We start from the raw sequence: 20,341 nt of genomic DNA on the forward strand, positions 1-20,341 counted from the left end.
GCTAAGTCCCCTCCCTCAACGCGCCCGGTCGGCGCGTGGTTCCGGTACCGGGGCGTGCCGGGCGTGTGGCGGTGGTCTCGGGGGCGGGTTCGGCGTCCGCGTCCAACGGCGGTGGCGGCGGCACCCGGGTGACCCACGTGGCCAGCACGTCGCGTTCGTGGACGAGTTCGGCGACCGCGCCGTCCCCGTCGAGGCCGCCCGTGCCGGGGTAGGAGAAGTCCGGCGCCCAGTGCAGGGCGTCGAACGGGCACGCCTCCACGCAGATGCCGCAGTACAGGCACTGTCCGTAGTCGATGGCGAACCGGTCGAGCACGTTGCGCGCGCGGGGTCGGGCCGAGCCGGGCTGCTGCTCGACCTCGGTGTGCGAGTCGATGTGGATGCACCAGTCGGGGCACTCGCGGGCGCAGATCATGCACACCGTGCAGTTGGCCTCCAGCAGCGCGATGACGCCTCGGGTGCGCGGCGGCAGCTCAGTCACGGGTGTCCTCCTCAGAGCGCTCGTAGCGCGGTCCCCAGGACGGGTCCGGCACGCCGGGTGGCGCGGTCCGCCGGCGGCTGGGCGCCGACGTGCCGTCCTCGCCCGGTTCGAGTCTGCCCGGCCACGGGCGCACCACGCGGGAGGCGAGGACGAAGTCCTTGCGCAGCGGGTGGCCGCTGAAGCCGTCCGGCAGCAGCAGGTGGGCCGGTTCGCCCTCGGCGAGGGCGATGCCGAACATCTCCGCGGCCTCCCGCTCGTGCCACGCCGCGCCCGCCCACTGGGCGGCCACGCTCGGCAGCACGTCGTCCGGGCCCAGCTCGGTGCGCAGCAGCACGCCGTCCTTGGTGTCGGGGTCGAGCACGTGCAGCAGCACGGCGTGCCGCTGCCCGACGGCGCCGGGACGGCCCGCGTCCTCGACGCCGAGCCAGTCGAACTGCGCGCAGCCCAGCTCGTCGCGCGCGTGGCGGGCGGCTTCGGACCACGCGTGCAGCGGCACGTGCGCGGTCGTCTGGCCGAACGCCGTCTTGACCTGGGCGTCGGGGATGCGGGCGGCCAGGGCCTGCGACGCGGCGCTCACGACACCATCCGGTGCAGCGCGGCGAGGCCGTCGAGCAGGGCCTCGGGACGTGGCGGGCAGCCCGGCACGGCGACGTGCACCGGCAACACCTGGTCGATGCCCTTGGTGACGCTGTAGGAGTCCCAGTACGGCCCGCCGGTGTTGCTGCACGCGCCGACGGAGATCACGTAACGGGGTTCCGGCATCTCCTGGTAGGTCGCGATCACCGCGGGCAACATGACGTCGGTGACCGTGCCGGAGACGACGAGCACGTGTGCCTCGCCCGCCGCGTGCACCGGGTCGACGCCCAGGGCTTCGAGGTGTTCCGGGCGGTGGCCCTCGAGCGCAGCCATCACCTCGACGCCGCAGCAGGCCAGGCCGAGGTCGAGCACGGTGACCCGGTACGTCGTGCCCCAGTCCAAGGTGGAAACCGTCACGCGGGTGAGGTTAATACGTGGGGGCCCGTCGGGCTGCCGCCCGGCGGGCCCCCAACCCCCCAATACCCCCCTGTTTGCTCCCACGTGAACAAGCACCTGGTTGCGGCAGAAGTCTCTTACGGATCACGTATACCTGTCCAGGGAAATCCGACAAGATCTACGGATAATTTCAGCTCGAACTGTGGTCAAGTTCAGTACAACTAATCGGTAGAACATCACGCCCCGACCCGAGAGGCCCTGCATGTCGACCTCGGCCCAACTGCTCCTGCCCGCGGGCAACCAGCTCAGCAGGCTCCTGCAGACCTCGCCGCTGCTGATGGACACCACGTTGGACCAGCTCAGAACCCTGATCGCGGTGTACGAGACACGATCGGCGCTGCGCGCGGCGCGGGTCCTCGGGCGCGAGCAGTCCAGTGTGCAGAAGCAGATCGACACGCTGAACCGCAACTTCAAGTCGTTGTGCGGCGAGCCGCTGGTCGTCAAGCAGGGTCGGGGAAAAGACGTGCTGATCACGCAGACCGGCGAGGCGTTGGTTGAATTGGCACGTACCACCTTGACCGAGTGGCTGGATTCGATTCACGAGTGCCGGCGCAAGCTCGGCACCACGGTCACCGTCGGCACGACGCGGTTCATGCTCGACTCGCTGGCCAAGGCGTGGCACCACGTCGCGGACGACTTCCGCCGGCGCGACGTGGAGCTGAAGGTCGTGCACATCCGCACCAAGGACATCTGGAAGAGCCTGGAGTCCAAGGAGGTCGACATCGTGTGCGGCAGCGTGGTCACGCACGCGGGCCGCAACAGCGGGGTCGAGGACTTCGACGTGATCGAGTGGCGGCGCGGCGGGTTGGCGCTGCTCACGAACCTGCCGGAGAGCAGGCTGGGCGGGAGCGTCGGCACCGGGGAGTTGCCGAAGCTGCCGCTGGTCGTGCCCGGTGACGGGCTGATCGCGGAATTCCTGCGCGGCTGGTTCGGAGCGGATTACCGGAACGAACTGGACATCGCGGCGGAGATCGACGAGATCCAGTACGGCATGTCGTTGTTGCGGTCCGGGCTGGTCGAGGGCTGCATGATCGTCACGTCGGGCCTCGGCGTGGTGGCCGCGAACAACGAGCTGCGCGAGGGGTCGGGCCTGCGGGTGGTCGAGCTGACGAACGACCGGAAGCCGCAGCTGGAGCGCTTGGTCGGGGTCTTCGCCCGCAAGGAGGAGCGGGCGAAGTTCCCGGCCGACCACCCGTTGAACCTGCTGTGGGCGGCGTTCCAGCGCGAGGTGTCGGACTAGCGGTGCGGTCCGGCGGTGGTCCTAGCGCGCCGGTCCCGCCGGGCGTTCCTCACGGCGCCGTTGGGCTTGGCGCACCAGCCACTCCAGTCCGGTGAGGGGCTTCGGCTCCTCGGGCTTCTGCCGTTCCACGGGCTCCTCCTGCTCCTGTTGCGGTTGGGGCGACGGACGCTGGGCGTCGAGGTCGTTCATGGCGCGCTCCCTACCTTGGTCGACAGCGAGTGCCGTCGATCGGAGCACCGACCGGGGTCGGTTCGCTAGAGCGATCAGCCCTATGGGTGACGCCGGAGGGTTCAGCGCCGGCCGGTGGCGAGGGCGTCGCCGTAGCGCTCGGCGTACCGGGTGGGCGTCTCGCCGACCATGGCGGTGAAGTCGCGGACGAAGTGCGGTTGGTCGGCGTAGCCGAGGTCGGCCGCCAGCGCGGCCCAGTCGATCCGGCCGCCCGCCTCCATGCGCTCGGTCACCTCGCGCAGGCGGTAGCGGCGGATCACCCACTTCGGGCCGACGCCGACGTGCTCGGCGAACAGGCGTTGCAGCTGCCGGACGCTGCCGCCGGCCTCGCGGGCCAGCACGTCGACGCGCGTCATCAAGGGGTCCCGGGCGATCCGCTCGACGATCTCCACCGCCTCCGCCGCCCTCGGGTCCGGCGCGGGCAGGTTGCGGCGCAGCGCGGCCTCCACGCGCTCGACGTCGGCGTGGGCGGGCAGGTGGTCGAACAGGGTCCCGGCGGGGACGGTCCGGTCCGTGAGCGACTGCACCGGCGCGCCCAGGAACGGCCGGAAGGCGCCCGGGCGGAAGGCGACGCCGAAGACGCGGCCCGTGCCGTCGAGCTCCTTGGACACGTGCCCGCTGGACACGCCGGCGACCACGGCGGCGTCCCCGTGGAACGTCAGGTGCACGTTCGGGTAGGGCACGACCAGCTGGCGGTACGGCCGGTCGTAGTCCCACCGCACCACCCAGTACCGCGCGACGTGCGCGGCCAGGTCGGGCGAGGGCTGGTGGAACTCGTGGCTCTGGTGGCGCCGCCACGCCAGCTCGCGCTCGTCCCTCGTCACGTCCGCGAGCGTATGTCGCCTTTGTTCAATACACCCGCGACGGGCGTTCCTACGGTGGGCGGCATGTCACGTGAGCAGTTGATCGGCAAAGCCGTGGCGACCGCGTTGGAGGTCGTCGGGAACATCGGGCCGGACCGGATGGGCGCGCCGACGCCGTGCGCCGGGTTCGACGTGCGCGGGCTCGTCAACCACCTGTTGTTCTGGGGTCCGTCGCTCAACGCCGCCGCGCGCGACGAGCCCGTGCCGCCGCCCGCCGCCGCCGAGTCGGACGTCGACCTCACCGCGGGTGACTGGGCCGCGGACCTGGGCGCCCAGCTGCGGGACCGCGCGGTCGCGTGGGGCGAGCCGTCGGCGTGGACGGGCACGACGACGGTCGGCGGGCCGCAGCGGATGCCGGCCGAGGTGATCGGCGCGATGGTGCTCGGGGAGACGGTCGTGCACACGTGGGACCTGGCGCGGGCGACCGGTCAGGCGCCGTCGTGGGACGAGGAGCTGCTGGCGTTCATCCACGCCGACCTCGTCGTGAGCGCGCCGGTGGGACGCGACATGGGCCTCTACGGGCCCGAGGTGCCGGTGCCGTCCGACGCGCCCCTGATCGATCGCGTCCTCGGCCTCACCGGTCGCACCCCGTAGCGCTTCCACCGCATTCCGTGTCCTGCCGGGGTTCGGTTCCGGCGGCTGCGCGAACGAATTCGCGCAGCCATCGGGAATGCCGATGGCGCGATTGTCGGAACCGTTCTTCTTTGCCGTGACGTGCGGCACCATGTGCTCTTCGTCGGGGAGGCGACAGCGATCGACACAGGACCCATCCCACCTTAGGACGGCACGAGTGTTCGTTCCCGAGACCGCCCAGTTGGATCCCGAGACACCCAACATCTCCCGCATCTACGACTACTACCTCGGCGGCGCGTTCAACCTGCCGGTCGACCGCGAGCGCGCGGACGTGATCAAGTCGGTGCTGCCCGGCATGGAGATGCTCGCGCGGTTCAACCGCGGGTTCCTGCGCCGTTCGGTGGCGTTCATGGTCGAGCAGGGCGTCACCCAGTTCCTCGACCTCGGTTCCGGCCTGCCCACGGCGGGCAACACGCACGAGGTGGCGCACGCGCTCGACCCGGCGGCCAAGGTCGTCTACGTGGACTACGAGCCGGTGGCCGTCGCGCTCGGCGAGCGCATCCTGCGCGACAACCCGAACGCGGTGATGGTCGGCGCCGACGCGCGGCGGCCGGACGACCTGTTCGCCCACCCGGAGGTCCGCCGCGTGCTCGACCCGGACCGGCCCCTGGGCGTGCTGATGACCGGGGTGATGGTGTTCGTCGGCGACCACGAGGACCCGACGGGCCTGATGAAGGCCTACCGCGACCTGTGCGCGCCGGGCAGCTACATCGCCCTCTCGCACCTGACGGACGAGCGCGCCGACCCGGAGACCAAGGTCCAGGTGCACGCCATGGTCGAGGCGTACAAGGGCGTGATCGAGCAGCTATACGTCCGCGACCTGGCGGGCGTGCGGGCGCTGTTCGACGGCATGGCCCTGGTCGAGCCGGGCGTGACCCTGATGCCCGAGTGGCGTCCCCGCCCGGGTCTGGACATCCCCACCGGCAGCCCCGCCCACCACCTCGGCTACGCCGCCGTGGGCCGGGTGGAGTGACCACCGCGTCGGTCAGCCCGGTTCGTCACCGGGCTGACCGGCAGCGGGGTCAGTCCCGCAGTTCCATCGTGCAGCACTTCGGGCCGCCGCCGGACTTGCGCAGTTCGGAGATGTCCACGAAGACCGGTTCGAAGCCGTGCTGGGCGACCTGGTCCGCCAGCGCCGTCGCCTCGACCGGCAGGATCACGTGGCGGCCGTCGGAGACCGCGTTCAAGCCCAGGCAGGCGGCGTCCTCGGCGGTGGCGAGGATGGCGTTCGGGAACAGGCGGCGCAGGACTCGGCGGCTGCCCGGCGAGAAGGCGTCCGGGTAGTAGGCGATCAGGTCGTCCGCCAGCACGAACAGCGCGACGTCCAGGTGGTAGTAGCGGGGGTCCGTGAGCTGCAGGGAGATCACCGGGACGCCCAGGGCCTCCTGCGCCTCGGAGTGCGCGAGGGGGTCGGTGCGGAAGCCCGTGCCGGCCAGCAGGTACTTGCCGGTCCAGGTGAAGTCGCCCTCGGCCTCGTTGGTGCGCTCCGGCATGACGACGTCGCGGTAGCCGTTGGCGAGGAACCAGCGGCGGAAGTGGTCGGCTTCGGCGGCGCGTTGGGGCGCCCGGAAGCGGGAGCCGAGGACCTGGCCGTCGATGACCGTGCCCGAGTTGGCCGAGAAGACCATGTCGGGCAGCCCCGGCTGGGGCTCGATGGTCTCGACCTGGTGCCCCAGGCGCTCGTAGGTCTCCTTCAGGGCCGTCCACTGCTCCACCGCCAGCGACGTGCTGATCGGCTGCGTGGGGTCCATCCACGGGTTGATCGCGTACTCCACCGTGAAGTACGCGGGCGGGCACATGAGGTACCGACGGGTGGTCGGCACGCGCACCTGCGCGGCGGGCGTGGTGACGTCGAGCACGATCGGCTCGTCACCGGGGCCCGCGAAGGAAACCGAGGTCATGGATCGAAATGTAGATTGCCGTCTGACCCTCGAACAACGCCGCGATATTGCGTCTTCTAGGGCACTATGTTGCGTGTGGACACGATCGACCAGCGAATCATTTCACGCCTCATGGCCAACGCCCGTTCGAGCTACGCCGACGTCGGCAAGGAAGTGGGCCTGTCCGCCCCCGCGGTGAAGCGGCGGGTGGACAAGTTGCTCGACACGGGTGTCCTGCGCGGCTTCACCGCCGTGGTCGACCCGGAGCAGCTCGGGTGGGGCACGGAGGCGTTCGTCGAGGTGCACTGCCGCGGCAACGTCGCGCCGCACGACATCCAGCAGCGCCTGGAGTCGATGCCCGAGGTCCGCGCCGCCTACACCGTCTCCGGCGCGGCGGACGCGATCGTGCACCTGCGCGCGGCGGACATCCACCACCTGGAGACCGCGCTGGAGCGGTTGCGCGCCGTCGAGATCATCGACCGGACCGTCTCGACCGTTGTGCTGTCCCGACTCCTGGACCGACCGCCGGCACCCTAGAGTCGCGCGCATGGCCGAGGTGCTCCTGGAACGCTCCGACCGCGTGGCGGTCATCACCGTGCACGACCCCGAACGCCGCAACGCGCTCACGCTGGACCTCTCCGACCAGCTCGTGGCCGCCGTCCGGACCTGCGAGGACGACCCCGACGTGCACGCCGTCGTGATCACGGGCACACCGCCGGCCTTCTGCGCGGGCGCGGACCTCACCGCACTCGGCGAAGCCCGGGAAGAGGGCCTGCGGCGCATCTACGCCGGGTTCCTCGCGGTGGCCCGCTGCACGGTGCCCACGATCGCGGCGGTCGGCGGCGCGGCGGTCGGCGCGGGCCTCAACCTCGCGCTGGCCTGCGACGTGCGGCTGGTCAACGGGGACGCCAGGTTCGACGCGCGGTTCCTCCAGCTGGGCATCCACCCCGGCGGCGGGATGACGTGGATGCTCCAGCGGCTCGCCGGTCCCCAGACCGCGACCGCCATGACCCTGTTCGGCCAGGTTTTGGCGGCGGACGCGGCGGTATCCCACGGACTGGCGTGGGCACGGGTCGACGGCGGGCACGACGAGCTGGTCGCCGCCGCGGTGGGGTTCGCGCGCCCTTCGGCCGAAGCTTCGCGCGAACTGGTCCGGACGATCAAGGCGTCCATGCGCACCACCGCGAACCTCGCCGACCACGACGAGGCCGTGGACACCGAGCTGACGCCCCAGGTGGCCTCGATCGCAACGCCCCAGTTCCAGGCGAGGCTGGCGGCGATGAAGGCCAGGATCAGCGGCCGCGGGTGACCTGGACAGCCGGCCCGAACAACTGTAACTTCGGGTAACAGTTACTGGCCAGTACTACTCGATTGCTGCCCAGTTGCCGCCCTCGGCACCAGGTGGGACGAACCGTCCCGCAGAGTGGTACTGGGGAAACCGGCTCCCGCGCGGGCACGACTACCCTCGCGGAGGGGCACGGGGGCAGCAGCCCTCAGGCGTTGTGAGGAAAGGGATCGGCGTAGGACATGACTACCGACGTTGGTAACGGCGCCGCGCCAGGTGGCTCGCCGGACAGGACCACGCCCGAGAGGGCGGGCGCGGTCCGCAAGCTCGACCGCGTGGTGATCCGGTTCGCCGGCGACTCCGGCGACGGCATGCAGCTCACGGGTGACCGCTTCACCTCGGAAGCCGCCGCGTTCGGCAACGACCTCGCCACCCAGCCGAACTTCCCGGCCGAGATCCGGGCGCCCCAGGGCACGCTCCCGGGCGTCTCCAGCTTCCAGCTGCACTTCGCCGACTACGACATCCTCACCCCCGGCGACCGCCCCGACGTGCTGGTGGCGATGAACCCGGCGGCGCTCAAGGCGAACATCGACGACCTGCCCAAGGGCGGGATCCTCATCGTCAACACCGACGAGTTCACCAAGCGCAACCTGGTCAAGGTGGGCTACGCGGCCGACCCCCTCGAGGACGACTCCCTCACCGACACCTACCAGGTGCACAAGGTCGCGATGGCCACGCTGACCATCGGCGCCCTGGAGAACACCGGCCTCGGCAAGAAGGACGCGGAACGGGCGAAGAACATGTTCGCCCTCGGCCTGCTGTCCTGGATGTACCACCGCCCGACCGAGGGCACGGAGCGGTTCCTGCGCGAGAAGTTCGCCAAGAAGCCCGACATCGCCGAGGCCAACGTCCTCGCGTTCCGCGCGGGGTGGAACTACGGCGAGACCACCGAGTCCTTCGCGGTCACCTACGAGGTCGCGCCCGCCAAGCTCGACCAGGGCACGTACCGCCAGATCACCGGCAACACCGCGCTCGCCTACGGCCTCGTCGCCGCAGGTCAGCAGTCCGGGCTGCCCGTGGTGCTGGGCACGTACCCGATCACGCCGGCGTCGGACATCCTGCACGAGCTGTCCAAGCACAAGAACTTCGGCATCACGACGCTGCAGGCCGAGGACGAGATCGCGGGCATCGGCGCGGCGCTGGGCGCGTCCTACGGCGGCGCGCTGGGCGTGACGTCGACGTCGGGCCCCGGTGTGGCGCTGAAGTCGGAGACCATCGGCCTGGCCGTGATGACCGAGCTGCCGCTGATCGTGATCGACGTGCAGCGCGGCGGCCCGTCCACCGGCCTGCCGACCAAGACCGAGCAGGCCGACCTGCTCCAGGCGATGTTCGGCCGCAACGGCGAGTCGCCGGTCGCGATCGTCGCGCCGCAGTCGCCCTCGGACTGCTTCGACGCCGCGCTGGAGGCCGCCCGCATCGCGCTGGTCTACCGCACGCCGGTGCTGCTGCTGTCCGACGGCGCCATCGCCAACGGCTCCGAGCCGTGGCTCATCCCGGACCTCGCCGACCTGCCCGACCTGCGCGTGGAGTTCGCCACCGAGCCGAACGCGGAGGACGGCACGTTCTGGCCGTACCTGCGCGACCCGGAGACGCTGGCGCGGCCGTGGGCGGTGCCCGGCACGGCCGGCCTGCAGCACCGCATCGGCGGGCTGGAGAAGGCCGACGGCACCGGCAACATCTCCTACGACCCGGCCAACCACGACTACATGGTGCGGCTGCGGCAGCGCAAGATCGACGGCATCGAGGTGCCCGACGTCGAGGTGGACGACCCGTCCGGCGAGGCGCGCGTGCTGGTCGTCGGCTGGGGCTCGTCCTACGGCCCGATCGGCGCGGCCGCGCGGCGGGTGCGCAAGCTCGGCCTGCCGGTCGCGCACGCCCACCTGCGGCACCTCAACCCGTTCCCCAAGAACCTGGGCGACGTGCTCGCCCGGTACGACCGGGTCGTCGTGCCGGAGATGAACCTCGGCCAGCTCGCGCTGCTGCTGCGGGCCAAGTACCTGGTCGACGCGATCAGCTACACGAAGGTGCAAGGCCTGCCGTTCAAGGCCGAGGAGCTTCAGGACGTGCTCGCCGACGTGATCAAGGGAGTGTCCGAATGACGGCGACGGAACTGGGCCTGCCGACCGTTGGTGGTCTCGTCGGCGTGCCCACGGCGGACGAGCCGCAGAAGGCCAAGGACTACAAGTCGGACCAGGAGGTCCGCTGGTGCCCCGGCTGCGGCGACTACGTGGTGCTCAACGCCGTGCAGTCGTTCCTGCCCACGCTGGGCCTCAAGCGCGAGAACATCGTGTTCGTCTCGGGGATCGGCTGCTCGTCGCGGTTCCCGTACTACATGAACACCTACGGCATGCACTCGATCCACGGGCGCGCGCCGGCCATCGCGACCGGCCTGGCCGTGGCCCGGCCGGACCTGTCGGTGTGGGTCGTCACCGGTGACGGCGACGCGCTGTCCATCGGCGGCAACCACCTCATCCACACGCTGCGCCGCAACGTGAACCTCAAGATCCTGCTGTTCAACAACCGGATCTACGGCCTGACCAAGGGCCAGTACTCGCCGACGTCCGAAGAGGGCAAGGTCACCAAGTCCACGCCGCTCGGCTCGCTGGACCACCCGTTCAACCCGGTGTCGCTGGCGCTGGGCGCGGAGGCCACGTTCGTCGGCCGCGCGGTCGACTCGGACCGGGCGGGCCTGACCGAGGTGCTGCGGCAGGCCGCCGAGCACCGCGGGTCGGCGCTGGTCGAGATCTACCAGAACTGCCCGATCTTCAACGACGGCGCGTTCGACGTGCTCAAGGACGCCGACGAGGCCGCGCGCCGGATCATCAACGTGGTCGACGGTCAGCCGATCACGTTCGGCAACGGCGAGTACGCCGTGGTCCGGGACGGCTTCGGCCTGGCCGTGGCCAAGTCGGCGGACGTGTCCCCGCAGGACGTCGTGGTGCACGACGCGTCGGACCTGAACCTGGCGTTCGCGCTGTCGCGGCTCTCGACGCAGGACCTGCGGCACACCGTCACCGGCGTGTTCCGCAACACCGCGCGCACCACGTACGACGACGCGGCGCGGGCGCAGGTGGAGCAGGCCAAGGCCGCGAAGCCCGCCGACCTGCGGGCGCTGCTGCACGGCAAGGACACCTGGACCGTGGCCGGCTAGTCCGGCGCCACGGCCGGCGACCCACCGGCACGACTACGACGAAGACCCCTGTTCCGCCTCCCGGAACAGGGGTCTTCGCGCTTCCCTCCCCAGGGAAGAGCCTGGTTACGGAGCCTGGCGGAAACCCGCCTTCTCCGCGTCCGACGTGGTGCGGAACCAGACGTCGGCGCGCGTCTCGCGGAAGTTCGCCGACTCGTCGGTGAAGTACCGGCGGCCCGTCAGGGTCGCCTTGACCTGGAACTCCGGCGCGGGGGCCAGGCCGTCGGACTTCGGCAGCACCGAACCGGGGCCGAACGGCGAGCGCGGGTTGAAGCCCTCCTGCTGGCCCTGGAAGCGGCTGCTGGCCGGTGCGGGCTGCCTGCCTCCGGTGCTCGGGCTGAACCCGACGGGCCGCGGGCGCACCGGGCGCGGTGGCGGCGGCGTGATCGGCTTCGGCGCGAGCGGCGCGGGCGAGGGGGTGCGCGGCGCGCCGGCGGGGCGGGTGGGCCGCTGCGGCAGGCCGGTCCCGGTCGGGTTCATCGGCAGCGGGTTGCCCGCCAGCAGCTCGGGCGACAGCGTCGGCACGAACGGCTGGTCGTTGCCGGACGAGGCCGCCGCCGGGCGGGGCCGCTCCGGCTCCGGCTCCCCGTCGTCCTCCAGCGGCTCGAACAGGCTGCGCGGCCGGGCGGGCTCGTCCTTCTTCGGCTCGACCTTGGGCGCCGCGGCCTTGTCGGCCGACCGGGCGGGCAGGGGCTGCTCGGCCGGCTGCGGGACGAACGTCGGCTCGAACGCCGGCGGCTCCGCCGCCTCGGGCTCCGCGTCGGGCTCGGGCGTGGCCGCTTGCGCGACGACGGGCTCCGGCTCCGGCTGCGGCTCGGCGACCTCGGGCTTCGGCTCCACCGGCGCGGGATCGACGACCGCGCGGATGACGTCGGTGTGCGGGCCTTCTTCTTCGTGGACCTCGTCGGCCGGACGCGTGGCGGGCTCGACCTGGTGGGACTCGACCTGGTGAGGCTCGGCCTGGCGGGGCTCGACCTGGCGCGGTTCGAGCAGCTGCGGGTCGACCGGGCGCACCTCGGTCAGGGCCTCGCTCTCCCCGGTCGGCCGCGCGTCGTCGTGCCGCGCCTCGTCGTGCCGCGTCTCGTTCCGGGCCGTGTCGGTCCTGCGCGGGTCGTTGCGCGACAGGTGGTCCAGGAACGCCTCGTCACTGGGGGTCGGGCGCGTGACCGGCTCGGACAGCTCACCACGCGCCGACTCGACGTCCACCGGCGCGAAGTGGCCGGTCAGGTCGTGCTCGGGCCACACCTGCGGCTCGGGCTCCTCGGCGCGCCGCTGCTCGCCGTCCACCTCGGCGATGGCCTGCGCCAACGCGGTGGCCGGGATGAGCGCCGTCTGCTCGGTGGAGCGCGGCGCGCGTTCCGGCTCGTCCTCCTCCTCGCGGCCGGCGGTGTCCACGTCCTCGTCGTAGACCTCCTGGACGGGCTCCTCGCGCCACACCTCGCGCGGCTGGAAGACCTCCACCTCCGGCGGCGCGGTCGGCTCGTCCTGGCGCGGCGCGACCTCGGCGACCGGCGCGGCGGGCACCGCCGGCATCAGGTGCGTCGTCTCGGCGGGCAGCTCGGGCTCGTCGTCGGACCGGTACGGCCGGGGGCGGGGCTTGGGCTCCAGCGTCTCCCGGGTGTCCTCGCCCGGCGCCAACCGCTCGAACAGGCTGCGCGGCGGCTCGGCCTCGTGCTCGGGGAAGTCGTGCTGCTCCTCGAAGTCGGACAACGGCCGGTGCTCGTCGTCCAGCTCCTCCAGCAGCGAGTCGCGCTGGTCCAGCTTCATGTTCGTCACGTCGTACCGGACCGGCTCGGCCGGCGCGTCGAACCGGGCGCGCTCGGCGGCGGCGGGCTCGTAGGGGGGCGGGTCCGGTGTCAGCACGTCGTCGGCCAGCGACCGGGACGCCTCGACGTGCCAGTTGTCGAACTCGTCACCCGCGTCGGCCCTCGGCGCGACCGCGGCGCCCGAGGTCGAACCGGTGGCGGGGCGCGGCGACGTGAGGAGGCGTTCCTCCAGGTCTTCCAGCTCCCGCTTGGCCGGACGCACCAGGACCAGCCAGGTGAGGGCGACGCCGGCTACGAAGGACAGCAGGCTCCACAGCCACACCTGCCCGAAGAGCGAACTCACGGGAGACCCTCCCACTGCTGCTTGTCACACCCCGACACGCTCCGCTTCCGAGCCTTCACCCGGTAGGGGAAGCGGTGCAAAACTACCCTGACCGCCGGGTCCGGCGCGTGGGGCCGGCCGGACCTGTGACCAGGGTTCGATAGTAGGCCACCCGGAGCAACTGACCAGCCAAAACGGCCGCGTACAGTAGCCCGTGTGCCGCCGTTGACCTCTGCCTCCGCCGCCCCGACGGAAGTCGACCGCACGAACCGCGGCATGGCGTTCGGCGTCGGCGCCTACCTCCTCTGGGGCATCGTGCCCGCGTACTGGCCGCTGCTGCAGCCGGCCGGTTCGGTGGAGATCCTGGCACACCGGATCGCCTGGTCGCTGGTCGTGATGGTGATCGTGACCGCGGTGCTCGGCCGTTGGGCGGGCATCCGGGGGCTGTCGGCGCGCGGCTGGGCGATGGTCGCCGCCGCGTCCGTGCTCATCGCGGTCAACTGGGGCGTCTACATCCACGCGGTCAACACCTCGCACGTCGTCGAAGCCGCGCTCGGCTACTTCATCAACCCGCTGGTGAGCGTGCTGCTCGGGGTGGTCGTGCTGCGGGAACGGCTGCGCCTGCCGCAGTACGCCGCCCTGGCCATCGCGGTGGCCGCGGTCGTCGTGCTGGCGGTGGACTACGGCAGGCTGCCGTGGATCTCGCTGGTGCTGGCCTGCTCGTTCGGCGTGTACGGGCTGCTGAAGAAGACCGTGCCGCTGGACGCGACGGCCAGCCTGACCGCGGAGAGCATCGTGCTGGCCCCGATCGCGGTCGGCTACCTGGTCTGGCTCGGCCCGGCGGGGACGTTCCACTCGGGCGGCTGGGGTCACGCGCTGTGGCTGGCGTCGGCCGGGCTGGTCACCGCGGTCCCGCTGATCCTGTTCGGCGCGGGCGCCCGGCTCGTGCCGCTGGTGACCATGGGCATGCTCCAGTACCTGGCGCCCGTGCTCCAGTTCGCGTGGGGCGTGTTCGTGATGCACGAGCCGATGCCCGCGTCGCGCTGGTTCGGCTTCGCCCTGGTCTGGGCCGCCCTGCTCGTCTTCACCGCCGACACCATCCGCACCCGCCGCCACCACCTCTGACCCGCGAGAGTCCTACGTTCACACCGCGTGAGTCGTACGTTCAGAGCACCTGAATTCAACGCTCGCGCATCGGCCGTTCGCGCGTGAGCGTTGAATTCAGGGTGCGTGAACGTTGGACTCTCGAGGCTTGGAGGTTGGACTCTCGGGTTAGTGGGAGCGGGTGACGACGTAGTCGCTCACGGAGGCCAAGGCGTCGCGGGCCGTGCCGGCGGGCAGGACGTCCAGGGTGGCGCGGGCGCGGGAGGCGTAGTCGTCCAGGGTGGCGCGGGCCCGCTGGAGGCCGGAGGAGTCGCGCAGCAGGGCCAGGGCCTCGTCCACCTCGGCGTCGTCGGTGATCGGGGCGGCCAGCAGCTTGGCCAGCCGCGAGTCCGGCTCGTCCTCCAGCGCGTAGAGCATGGGCAGCGTGCGCACGCCCTCGCGCAGGTCCGTGCCGGGTGTCTTGCCCGACTCCTCCGACGGCGAGGCGATGTCGATGACGTCGTCGGAGATCTGGAACGCCGCCCCAATCACGTCGCCGTACGCGCGCAGCGCCTCGACCTGCTCCGGCGTGACGTCGGAGAACATCGCCCCGAACCGGGCCGCGGTGGCGATCAGCGAACCCGTCTTCTCCGAGATCGTGGTCAGGTAGTGCGAGACGGGGTCCTCGCCGGGCCGCGGGCCCATCGTCTCGCGCATCTGGCCGGTCACCAGCTCGGAGAACGTCTCCGCGATGATCCGCGCCGCACCCGTGCCCAGGTCCGCGACCAGCGCCGACGCGTGCGCGAACAGGTAGTCGCCGGTGAGGATCGCGATGCTGTTGTCCCACTTCGCGTTGGCCGACGCCGCGCCGCGGCGCATGGTGGCCTCGTCCATCACGTCGTCGTGGTACAGCGTGGCCAGGTGGGTCAGCTCGACGACCGCCGCCGCCTTGATCACGCTCTCCCGGTCCCACGTGCCGCCGAACTGGGCGGACAGGATGGTGAACAGCGGGCGGATGCGCTTGCCGCCCGCGGACACCAGGTGCAGGGACGTCTCCATCACCGGGTGGAACTCGCTCTGCACGACCTTGTGCAGCAGCTCCTCCACCTCGGCCAGCCCGTCCTGAACCACCTCCGCGAGCACGGGGTCCGAAAACCGGAACCCCGTCCCCGCCCGCTCGCTACTGGTCACGGCTACAGAGCCTACGTACCACTAGAAGATGAACGCGCCGGCACCCGCCCAATCGAGGGCGAACGACGGGTACACGCCGAGCACGAGCGTGATCGCCGCACCCAGGGTGATGGCCACGGTCGTGAACGCGCCGGGCACGCTCACCGTCGGGCCGTCCGCCGCGGGCTCGCTGAAGTACATCAGCACGATCACCCGCAGGTAGAAGAACGCCGCCACGGCCGAGGCCACCAGGGCGATCACGACCAGCGGCACCATCTCGGCCTCCACGGCCGCCGCGAACACCACGAACTTGCCGACGAAACCGCTGGTCAGCGGCAGGCCGGCCAACGCGAGCAGCAGGAACGTGAACACGCCCGCCACGACCGGCGACCGCTTGGCCAGACCCGCCCACTGGGACAGGTGGGTGGCCTCGCCGTCGCCGTTGCGCACGAGGCTGACGATGCCGAACGCGGCGATCGTGGTGAAGCCGTACGCCATCAGGTAGAACATCGTGCCGGACAGGCCCTGGTCGTTCAGCGAGATCACGCCGATGAGCAGGAAGCCCGCGTGCGCCACCGACGAGTACGCGATCATCCGCTTCACGTCGGTCTGGGTGAGGCCGAGGACCGCGCCGATCAGCATGGACGCGATGGCCACGCCCCACAGCACGCCGTTCCACTCCCAGCTCGACCGCTCGAACGCGCCGTAGAGCACGCGCAGGATGCCGCCGAACGCGGCGACCTTCGTGCACGCGGCCATGAACGCCGTGACCGGGGTCGGCGCGCCCTGGTAGACGTCCGGGGTCCAGGCGTGGAACGGGCCGACCGAGGCCTTGAACAGCAGGCCGACGATGAGCAGGCCGAAGCCCGCGTAGAGCAGCGTGTCGGACCGGTCGTTGGCCGTGGTCGCGGTGGCGATGTCGGACAGCTTCACGGAGCCCGCGAAGCCGTACAGCAGGGCCACGCCGTAGAGGAAGAACGCCGACGCGAACGCGCCGAGCAGGAAGTACTTTACCGCGGCCTCCTGCGACAGCAGGCGGCGACGGCGGGCCAGGCCGCACATCAGGTACAGCGGCAGCGAGAGCACTTCCAGCGCGATGAACATGGTGAGCAGGTCGTTCGCCGCGACGAAGGTCATCATCCCGCCGAGCGCGAACAGCGTCAGCGGGAACACCTCGGTCTGCATCTCCCGGCGGCGCAGCTGCTCTCGCACCCCCACCGGCGAGCCGGGCAGGATCGAGGCGTCCGCGACGAACGCGCCGCCCGGCTCGACCGACCGGTCCGCGATGAGCAGCACGGCGCCGAGGCCGAGCAGCAGCAGCGTGCCCCACAGGAAGATCACCGGGCGGTCGACCGCGATCGTGCCCGAGAGGGTCAGCTTGCCCTGTTCGAGGGTGCTCTCGGCGGACGCGTGCAACACCAGCCCGGCGCCCGCGGCGGCGAGGGTGAGCAGGGTCAGCACGACCTGCGCCGCCCACCGCTGCGCCTTGGGCAGGAACGCCTCGAAGAGCACGCTGAGGCAGGCCGCGCCGAGGACGATCAGCAACGGTGCGACGGCCCCGTAGTCGATCTCCGGGGCTTGCAGCCGCTCCACTTGCGAGAGGAACGTCGTCACGTCACTTGCCTTCCTGCGCGACCGGGTCGGCCACCCCGACCTCGCTGAGCGTCGCCCCGACGGACGGGGTGATCACGTCCAACACCGGCTTCGGGTAGAAGCCGAGCACCAGGATCAGTGCCACCAGCGGCGCGAGCACGGCCAGTTCGCGCTTGTTCAAGTCGGGCACGGCGGCCTTCTCCGGGTCGACGGCCGCACCCGGGCCGCCGACGAGGTTCAGCATCGCGGTGCCGCGCACCGGACCCTGGAACACCCGCTGGTACAGCCACAGGACGTACAGCGCGGCCAGGACCATGCCGACGGCGGCCAGGATCGTGTAGACCGGCTCGTTCGGGTAGGAGCCGATGAGCACCAGGAACTCGCTCACGAACGAGTTGGTGCCCGGCAGCGCCAGCGACGAGAGGCCGGCCACGAAGAACAGCCCGCCGAGCACGGGGGTCAGCTTGGCCATGCCGCCGTAGTCCTCGATCAGGCGCGACCCGCCGCGGGCCATCACCATGCCGACGACCAGGAACAACATGCCGGTCGAGATGCCGTGGTTGACCATGTAGAGCACCGCGCCGGTGCCGGCCTGCGAGCTGAACGCGAAGATGCCCAGCGCGATGAAGCCGAAGTGCGCGATCGAGGTGTAGGCGACGAACCGCTTCAGGTCGGACTGGCCGACCGCGAGCAGCGAGCCGTACAGGATGCCGACCACGGCCAGGACCAGCACCAGCGGTGCGAGCTCCTTGCTGGCCGCCGGGAACAGCGGCAGGCAGTAGCGCAGGAACCCGAACGTGCCGATCTTGTCCAGGATGCCGACCAGCAGCACGCCCGCGCCGACGGGCGCCTCGGCGCCGGCGTCGGGCAGCCAGGTGTGCAGCGGCACCAGCGGCGCCTTGATCGCGAACGCGACGAAGAAGCCGAGGAACAGCCAGATCTGGGTGGACAGCGGCAGGTCGCGGGTGATCGTGACCAGCGTGGCCCAGTCGAGCGTGCCCTGGCCGATCTTGTCCGCGCTGACCACGTACAGGCCGATCACCGAGGCCAGCATGATCAGGCCGCCGAGCAGCGAGTACAGGAAGAACTTCATCGCCGCGTACTGCCGGTTCGGCCCGCCGAAGCGGCCGATCAGGAAGTACATCGGGACGAGCACGGCCTCGAAGAAGACGTAGAACACGAACACGTCGGTGGCCGCGAAGACGCCGACCATGCCGGTCTGCATGGCCAGCAGCAGCGCGAAGAACCCGCCGGCGCTGCGGCCCTCGGGCAGCTTGTCCGCCCACGAGCCGCCGATGACGACCGGCACCAGGAAGGCGATCAGCGCGATCATCACCAGCGCGATGCCGTCCACGCCGAACGACAGGTGCACGCCGAAGGCCGGGATCCACTCGGCCGAGCTGGTCAGCTGCAGCCGGTCGCCGCCCGGGTCGAACGCCGTCCACGCCAGCACCGCCAGCACCAGCTCCGCCAGCGAGAACGCCAGCGCGACCGTCTTGGCCAACCGGTCGTTGCCCCGCAGGAACGCCACCACCAGGCTGCCGACGAGCGGCAGCAGGAGCAGCGCGATCAGCGTCCAGCTCACGAGAACCTCACCATCAGCAGCGCGCCCAGGACGAAGACCGCACCCAGGAGCATGGAGAGCGCGTACGAGCGCACGAACCCGGTCTGCAGCCTGCGCAGCCGGCCCGAGCTACCGCCGAGCAGCGCCGCCGACCCGTTCACCAGGCCGTCGACGCCCTTGTTGTCCACGAACACCAGCGCGCGGGTGAGCCAGGTGCCCGGCCGCGCGAACAGCGCTTCGTTGAGCGCGTTGCCGTACAGGTCGGCGCGCGCGGCGCGGACCGGGAACGACACCCGTGCCGGCCGTTCCACCGGCTGCTCACGGCGCAGGAAGAGCAGGAAGCCGAGCGCGGCGCCGAGCGCCGACAGGGCCAGCACCAGGATGTTGACCACACCGTGGTCGAGCACGCCGTGCTGCTCCTGCAGCTCGCCCAGCGACGGGGTGAGCCAACCGGCCAGGTTGTGGCCGGAGGAGAAGAACCAGCCCGCGCCGACCGAGCCGACCGCCAGCACGATCATCGGCAGCGTCATGCTCACCGGCGACTCGTGCGGGTGGTAGTCGCGGCCGTCGGCCGACTTCAGCTCGGTGTAGCGGGGCTTGCCCAGGAACACCAGGACGAACAGGCGGGTCATGTAGAACGCGGTCAGGGCCGCACCGAGGGCGGCCACGCCGCCGAAGACCCAGCCGCGCCATCCCTCCATGCTGAACGCCGCCGCGATGATGGCGTCCTTGGAGAAGTAGCCGGACAGGAACGGGAAGCCGATGAGCGCCAGGTAGCCGAGCGTCCAGGTGACGAAGGTGATCGGCATCTTCTTCATCAGCCCGCCCATGCGGCGGATGTTGCCCTCGTCGTTCATGCCGTGCATGACCGAACCGGCGCCGAGGAAGAGCCCGGCCTTGAAGAAGCCGTGCGTGAGCAGGTGCATGATGCCCAGCGCGTAGCCGATGGGGCCGAGGCCGACGGCCAGGATCATGTAGCCGATCTGGCTGACCGTCGAGTAGGCCAGCACCTTCTTGAAGTCGTCGTACGCGCAGCCGATGACGCACCCGATCAGCAGCGTCACGCCACCGATGATCATCACGACCAGGCGGCCGTCGGCCGAGAGGTTGTAGATCGGGTTCGAGCGGGCGATCAGGTACACGCCCGCGGTGACCATCGTGGCCGCGTGGATGAGGGCGGAGACCGGCGTGGGGCCCGCCATCGCGTCCGGCAACCACGCCTGCAGCGGGAACTGGCCCGACTTGCCGCACGCGCCGAGCAGCAGCAGCAAGGTGATCGCCAGCACCTCGGCCGAGGAGAACTCCCCGACCCGGGCGAACACCTCGGTGTACTGGGTCGTGCCCAGCGTCTTGAACATGATGAAGATGGCGATCGCCAGGCCCAGGTCGCCGACCCGGTTCATCAGGAACGCCTTCTTCGCGGCCGACGCGGCCTCCGGCTTGTGCTGGTACCAGCCGATGAGCAGGTACGACGCGAGGCCGACGCCCTCCCAGCCGAAGTACAGCGTCACGAAGCCGTTGCCGAGCACCAGCAGCAGCATCGCGGCGACGAAGAGGTTCAGGTAGCCGAAGAACTTCCGCCGCCCGGCCTCGTGCGCCATGTAGCCGATCGAGTAGATGTGGATCAGCGACCCGACACCGGTGATCAGCAGCACGAACGTCAGCGACAGCGGGTCGAGGCGCAGCCCGAACTCCACGTCCAGCGCGCCGACCGGGATCCAGTCGAACAGGTGCACCTCGGTGCTGCGCTGCTCCGGGTCCAGGCCGAGCGTGTCGAAGAACAGCGCGACCCCGTACGCGAACGCGGCGATCACGGTGGCGCAGCCCAGCAGGTGGCCCCACTTGTCGGTGCGCTTGCCACCCAACAGCAGCACGAGCGCGCCGAAGGCCGGCAGGGCTAGCAACAACCAGGCGAGACTGCCGATCCCGCTGGCGGCAACAGTTTCCGTCACCG

The 20,341-nt window shown here is 71.0% G+C and carries 19 protein-coding genes; 8 read left to right on the forward strand and 11 right to left on the reverse strand.

The genetic code is table 11. From position 1 onward, the window contains the following. Window position 1: 1 nt before the first annotated feature. The 3 genes from IOD16_RS34205 to IOD16_RS34215 are packed head-to-tail and all read right to left on the reverse strand — an operon-like array spanning window position 2 to window position 1,471. The gene (locus IOD16_RS34205; protein WP_123745223.1) at window positions 2-478 is read right to left on the reverse strand and encodes a 4Fe-4S binding protein; all 477 of its coding nucleotides are present in this window, start codon (window positions 476-478) and stop codon (window positions 2-4) included. Further along, the gene (locus IOD16_RS34210) at window positions 471-1,055 is read right to left on the reverse strand and encodes an NADH-quinone oxidoreductase subunit C (protein ID WP_123745222.1); all 585 of its coding nucleotides are present in this window, start codon (window positions 1,053-1,055) and stop codon (window positions 471-473) included. The genes IOD16_RS34205 and IOD16_RS34210 overlap by 8 nt, the downstream gene beginning before the upstream one ends. Then, the gene (locus IOD16_RS34215) at window positions 1,052-1,471 is read right to left on the reverse strand and encodes an NADH-quinone oxidoreductase subunit B (protein WP_123745221.1); all 420 of its coding nucleotides are present in this window, start codon (window positions 1,469-1,471) and stop codon (window positions 1,052-1,054) included. Before IOD16_RS34215 ends, IOD16_RS34210 begins: the two co-directional genes overlap by 4 nt. 241 nt (window positions 1,472-1,712) lie before the next feature. Between IOD16_RS34215 and IOD16_RS34220 the strand changes: the two genes are divergently transcribed. Then, window positions 1,713-2,750 carry a LysR family transcriptional regulator gene (locus tag IOD16_RS34220; RefSeq protein WP_123745220.1) on the forward strand — a complete coding sequence of 346 codons (1,038 nt, stop codon included), beginning with the start codon at window positions 1,713-1,715 and terminating at the stop codon, window positions 2,748-2,750. Between the two features lie 21 nt (window positions 2,751-2,771). On the opposite strand, the gene IOD16_RS34225 is transcribed toward IOD16_RS34220, so the two are convergent. Together IOD16_RS34225 and IOD16_RS34230 are read right to left on the reverse strand one after the other, a co-directional pair. Next, entirely contained in the window at window positions 2,772-2,939 is a 168-nt protein-coding gene (locus IOD16_RS34225) for a hypothetical protein (RefSeq protein WP_170185194.1), read from the reverse strand. Window positions 2,940-3,040: 101 nt separating this feature from the next. Next, on the reverse strand, window positions 3,041-3,802 hold the full coding sequence (locus IOD16_RS34230; protein WP_201437740.1) for a helix-turn-helix domain-containing protein: 762 nt from the start codon (window positions 3,800-3,802) through the stop codon (window positions 3,041-3,043). Between the two features lie 63 nt (window positions 3,803-3,865). On the opposite strand from IOD16_RS34230, the gene IOD16_RS34235 reads away from it, so the two are divergent. Further along, the gene (locus tag IOD16_RS34235; protein WP_201437741.1) at window positions 3,866-4,435 is read left to right on the forward strand and encodes a TIGR03086 family metal-binding protein; all 570 of its coding nucleotides are present in this window, start codon (window positions 3,866-3,868) and stop codon (window positions 4,433-4,435) included. A 196-nt stretch (window positions 4,436-4,631) separates the two neighbouring features. Next, the gene (locus IOD16_RS34240) at window positions 4,632-5,447 is read left to right on the forward strand and encodes an SAM-dependent methyltransferase (RefSeq protein ID WP_236594547.1); all 816 of its coding nucleotides are present in this window, start codon (window positions 4,632-4,634) and stop codon (window positions 5,445-5,447) included. Window positions 5,448-5,496: 49 nt separating this feature from the next. Here the strand turns inward: IOD16_RS34240 and ddaH are convergent, their stop codons facing one another. After that, entirely contained in the window at window positions 5,497-6,375 is an 879-nt protein-coding gene (gene ddaH, locus IOD16_RS34245) for a dimethylargininase (RefSeq protein ID WP_201437742.1), read from the reverse strand. A 75-nt stretch (window positions 6,376-6,450) separates the two neighbouring features. Here ddaH and IOD16_RS34250 point away from each other — a divergent pair, with 75 nt between their 5' ends. The 4 genes from IOD16_RS34250 (at window position 6,451) to IOD16_RS34265 (ending at window position 10,850) form a co-directional block, all read left to right on the forward strand. Next, a complete protein-coding gene (locus IOD16_RS34250; protein WP_123748282.1) occupies window positions 6,451-6,891 on the forward strand; it encodes an Lrp/AsnC family transcriptional regulator in 441 nt (146 codons plus the stop codon). Window positions 6,892-6,901: 10 nt separating this feature from the next. Beyond that, entirely contained in the window at window positions 6,902-7,663 is a 762-nt protein-coding gene (locus tag IOD16_RS34255; RefSeq protein ID WP_201437743.1) for an enoyl-CoA hydratase, read from the forward strand. Window positions 7,664-7,881: 218 nt separating this feature from the next. Continuing rightward, entirely contained in the window at window positions 7,882-9,798 is a 1,917-nt protein-coding gene (locus tag IOD16_RS34260; protein ID WP_123745215.1) for a 2-oxoacid:acceptor oxidoreductase subunit alpha, read from the forward strand. Then, window positions 9,795-10,850, forward strand: a complete 1,056-nt coding sequence (locus tag IOD16_RS34265; protein WP_201437744.1) for a 2-oxoacid:ferredoxin oxidoreductase subunit beta — start codon at window positions 9,795-9,797, stop codon at window positions 10,848-10,850. The genes IOD16_RS34260 and IOD16_RS34265 overlap by 4 nt, the downstream gene beginning before the upstream one ends. A 105-nt stretch (window positions 10,851-10,955) precedes the next feature. Here the strand turns inward: IOD16_RS34265 and IOD16_RS34270 are convergent, their stop codons facing one another. Beyond that, window positions 10,956-12,998: a sunset domain-containing protein gene (locus tag IOD16_RS34270; RefSeq protein WP_201437745.1), complete on the reverse strand. Its 2,043-nt coding sequence runs from the start codon at window positions 12,996-12,998 to the stop codon at window positions 10,956-10,958. A 195-nt stretch (window positions 12,999-13,193) separates the two neighbouring features. Between IOD16_RS34270 and rarD the strand changes: the two genes are divergently transcribed. Next, window positions 13,194-14,102, forward strand: a complete 909-nt coding sequence (gene rarD / locus IOD16_RS34275) for an EamA family transporter RarD (protein WP_236594548.1) — start codon at window positions 13,194-13,196, stop codon at window positions 14,100-14,102. A gap of 147 nt (window positions 14,103-14,249) precedes the next feature. Here rarD and IOD16_RS34280 read toward each other — a convergent pair whose 3' ends face one another. Genes IOD16_RS34280 through nuoL form a run of 4 tightly spaced genes read right to left on the reverse strand, consistent with a single transcriptional unit; the run spans window position 14,250 to window position 20,339 of the window. Then, a complete protein-coding gene (locus tag IOD16_RS34280; RefSeq protein WP_123745211.1) occupies window positions 14,250-15,251 on the reverse strand; it encodes a polyprenyl synthetase family protein in 1,002 nt (333 codons plus the stop codon). A gap of 21 nt (window positions 15,252-15,272) precedes the next feature. Next, the gene (gene nuoN / locus IOD16_RS34285) at window positions 15,273-16,844 is read right to left on the reverse strand and encodes an NADH-quinone oxidoreductase subunit NuoN (RefSeq protein WP_123745210.1); all 1,572 of its coding nucleotides are present in this window, start codon (window positions 16,842-16,844) and stop codon (window positions 15,273-15,275) included. Between the two features lies 1 nt (window position 16,845). Beyond that, window positions 16,846-18,408 carry an NADH-quinone oxidoreductase subunit M gene (locus IOD16_RS34290; protein ID WP_123745209.1) on the reverse strand — a complete coding sequence of 521 codons (1,563 nt, stop codon included), beginning with the start codon at window positions 18,406-18,408 and terminating at the stop codon, window positions 16,846-16,848. Further along, window positions 18,405-20,339, reverse strand: a complete 1,935-nt coding sequence (gene nuoL / locus IOD16_RS34295; RefSeq protein ID WP_425471255.1) for an NADH-quinone oxidoreductase subunit L — start codon at window positions 20,337-20,339, stop codon at window positions 18,405-18,407. Before nuoL ends, IOD16_RS34290 begins: the two co-directional genes overlap by 4 nt. Window positions 20,340-20,341: the final 2 nt, after the last annotated feature.

Source organism: Saccharothrix sp. 6-C, assembly GCF_016695385.1.
GTDB lineage: Bacteria > Actinomycetota > Actinomycetes > Mycobacteriales > Pseudonocardiaceae > Actinosynnema > Actinosynnema texasense.

What these genes read in the sequence shown, in the direction of transcription:
- IOD16_RS34220 (WP_123745220.1), top strand. Translation starts at nt 1,713, where the DNA reads ATGTCGACCTCGGCCCAACTGCTCCTGCCCGCGGGCAACCAGCTCAGC.
- IOD16_RS34225 (WP_170185194.1), bottom strand. Translation starts at nt 2,939, where the DNA reads ATGAACGACCTCGACGCCCAGCGTCCGTCGCCCCAACCGCAACAGGAG.
- IOD16_RS34235 (WP_201437741.1), top strand. Translation starts at nt 3,866, where the DNA reads ATGTCACGTGAGCAGTTGATCGGCAAAGCCGTGGCGACCGCGTTGGAG.
- ddaH (WP_201437742.1), bottom strand. Translation starts at nt 6,375, where the DNA reads ATGACCTCGGTTTCCTTCGCGGGCCCCGGTGACGAGCCGATCGTGCTC.
- IOD16_RS34255 (WP_201437743.1), top strand. Translation starts at nt 6,902, where the DNA reads ATGGCCGAGGTGCTCCTGGAACGCTCCGACCGCGTGGCGGTCATCACC.
- IOD16_RS34260 (WP_123745215.1), top strand. Translation starts at nt 7,882, where the DNA reads ATGACTACCGACGTTGGTAACGGCGCCGCGCCAGGTGGCTCGCCGGAC.
- IOD16_RS34265 (WP_201437744.1), top strand. Translation starts at nt 9,795, where the DNA reads ATGACGGCGACGGAACTGGGCCTGCCGACCGTTGGTGGTCTCGTCGGC.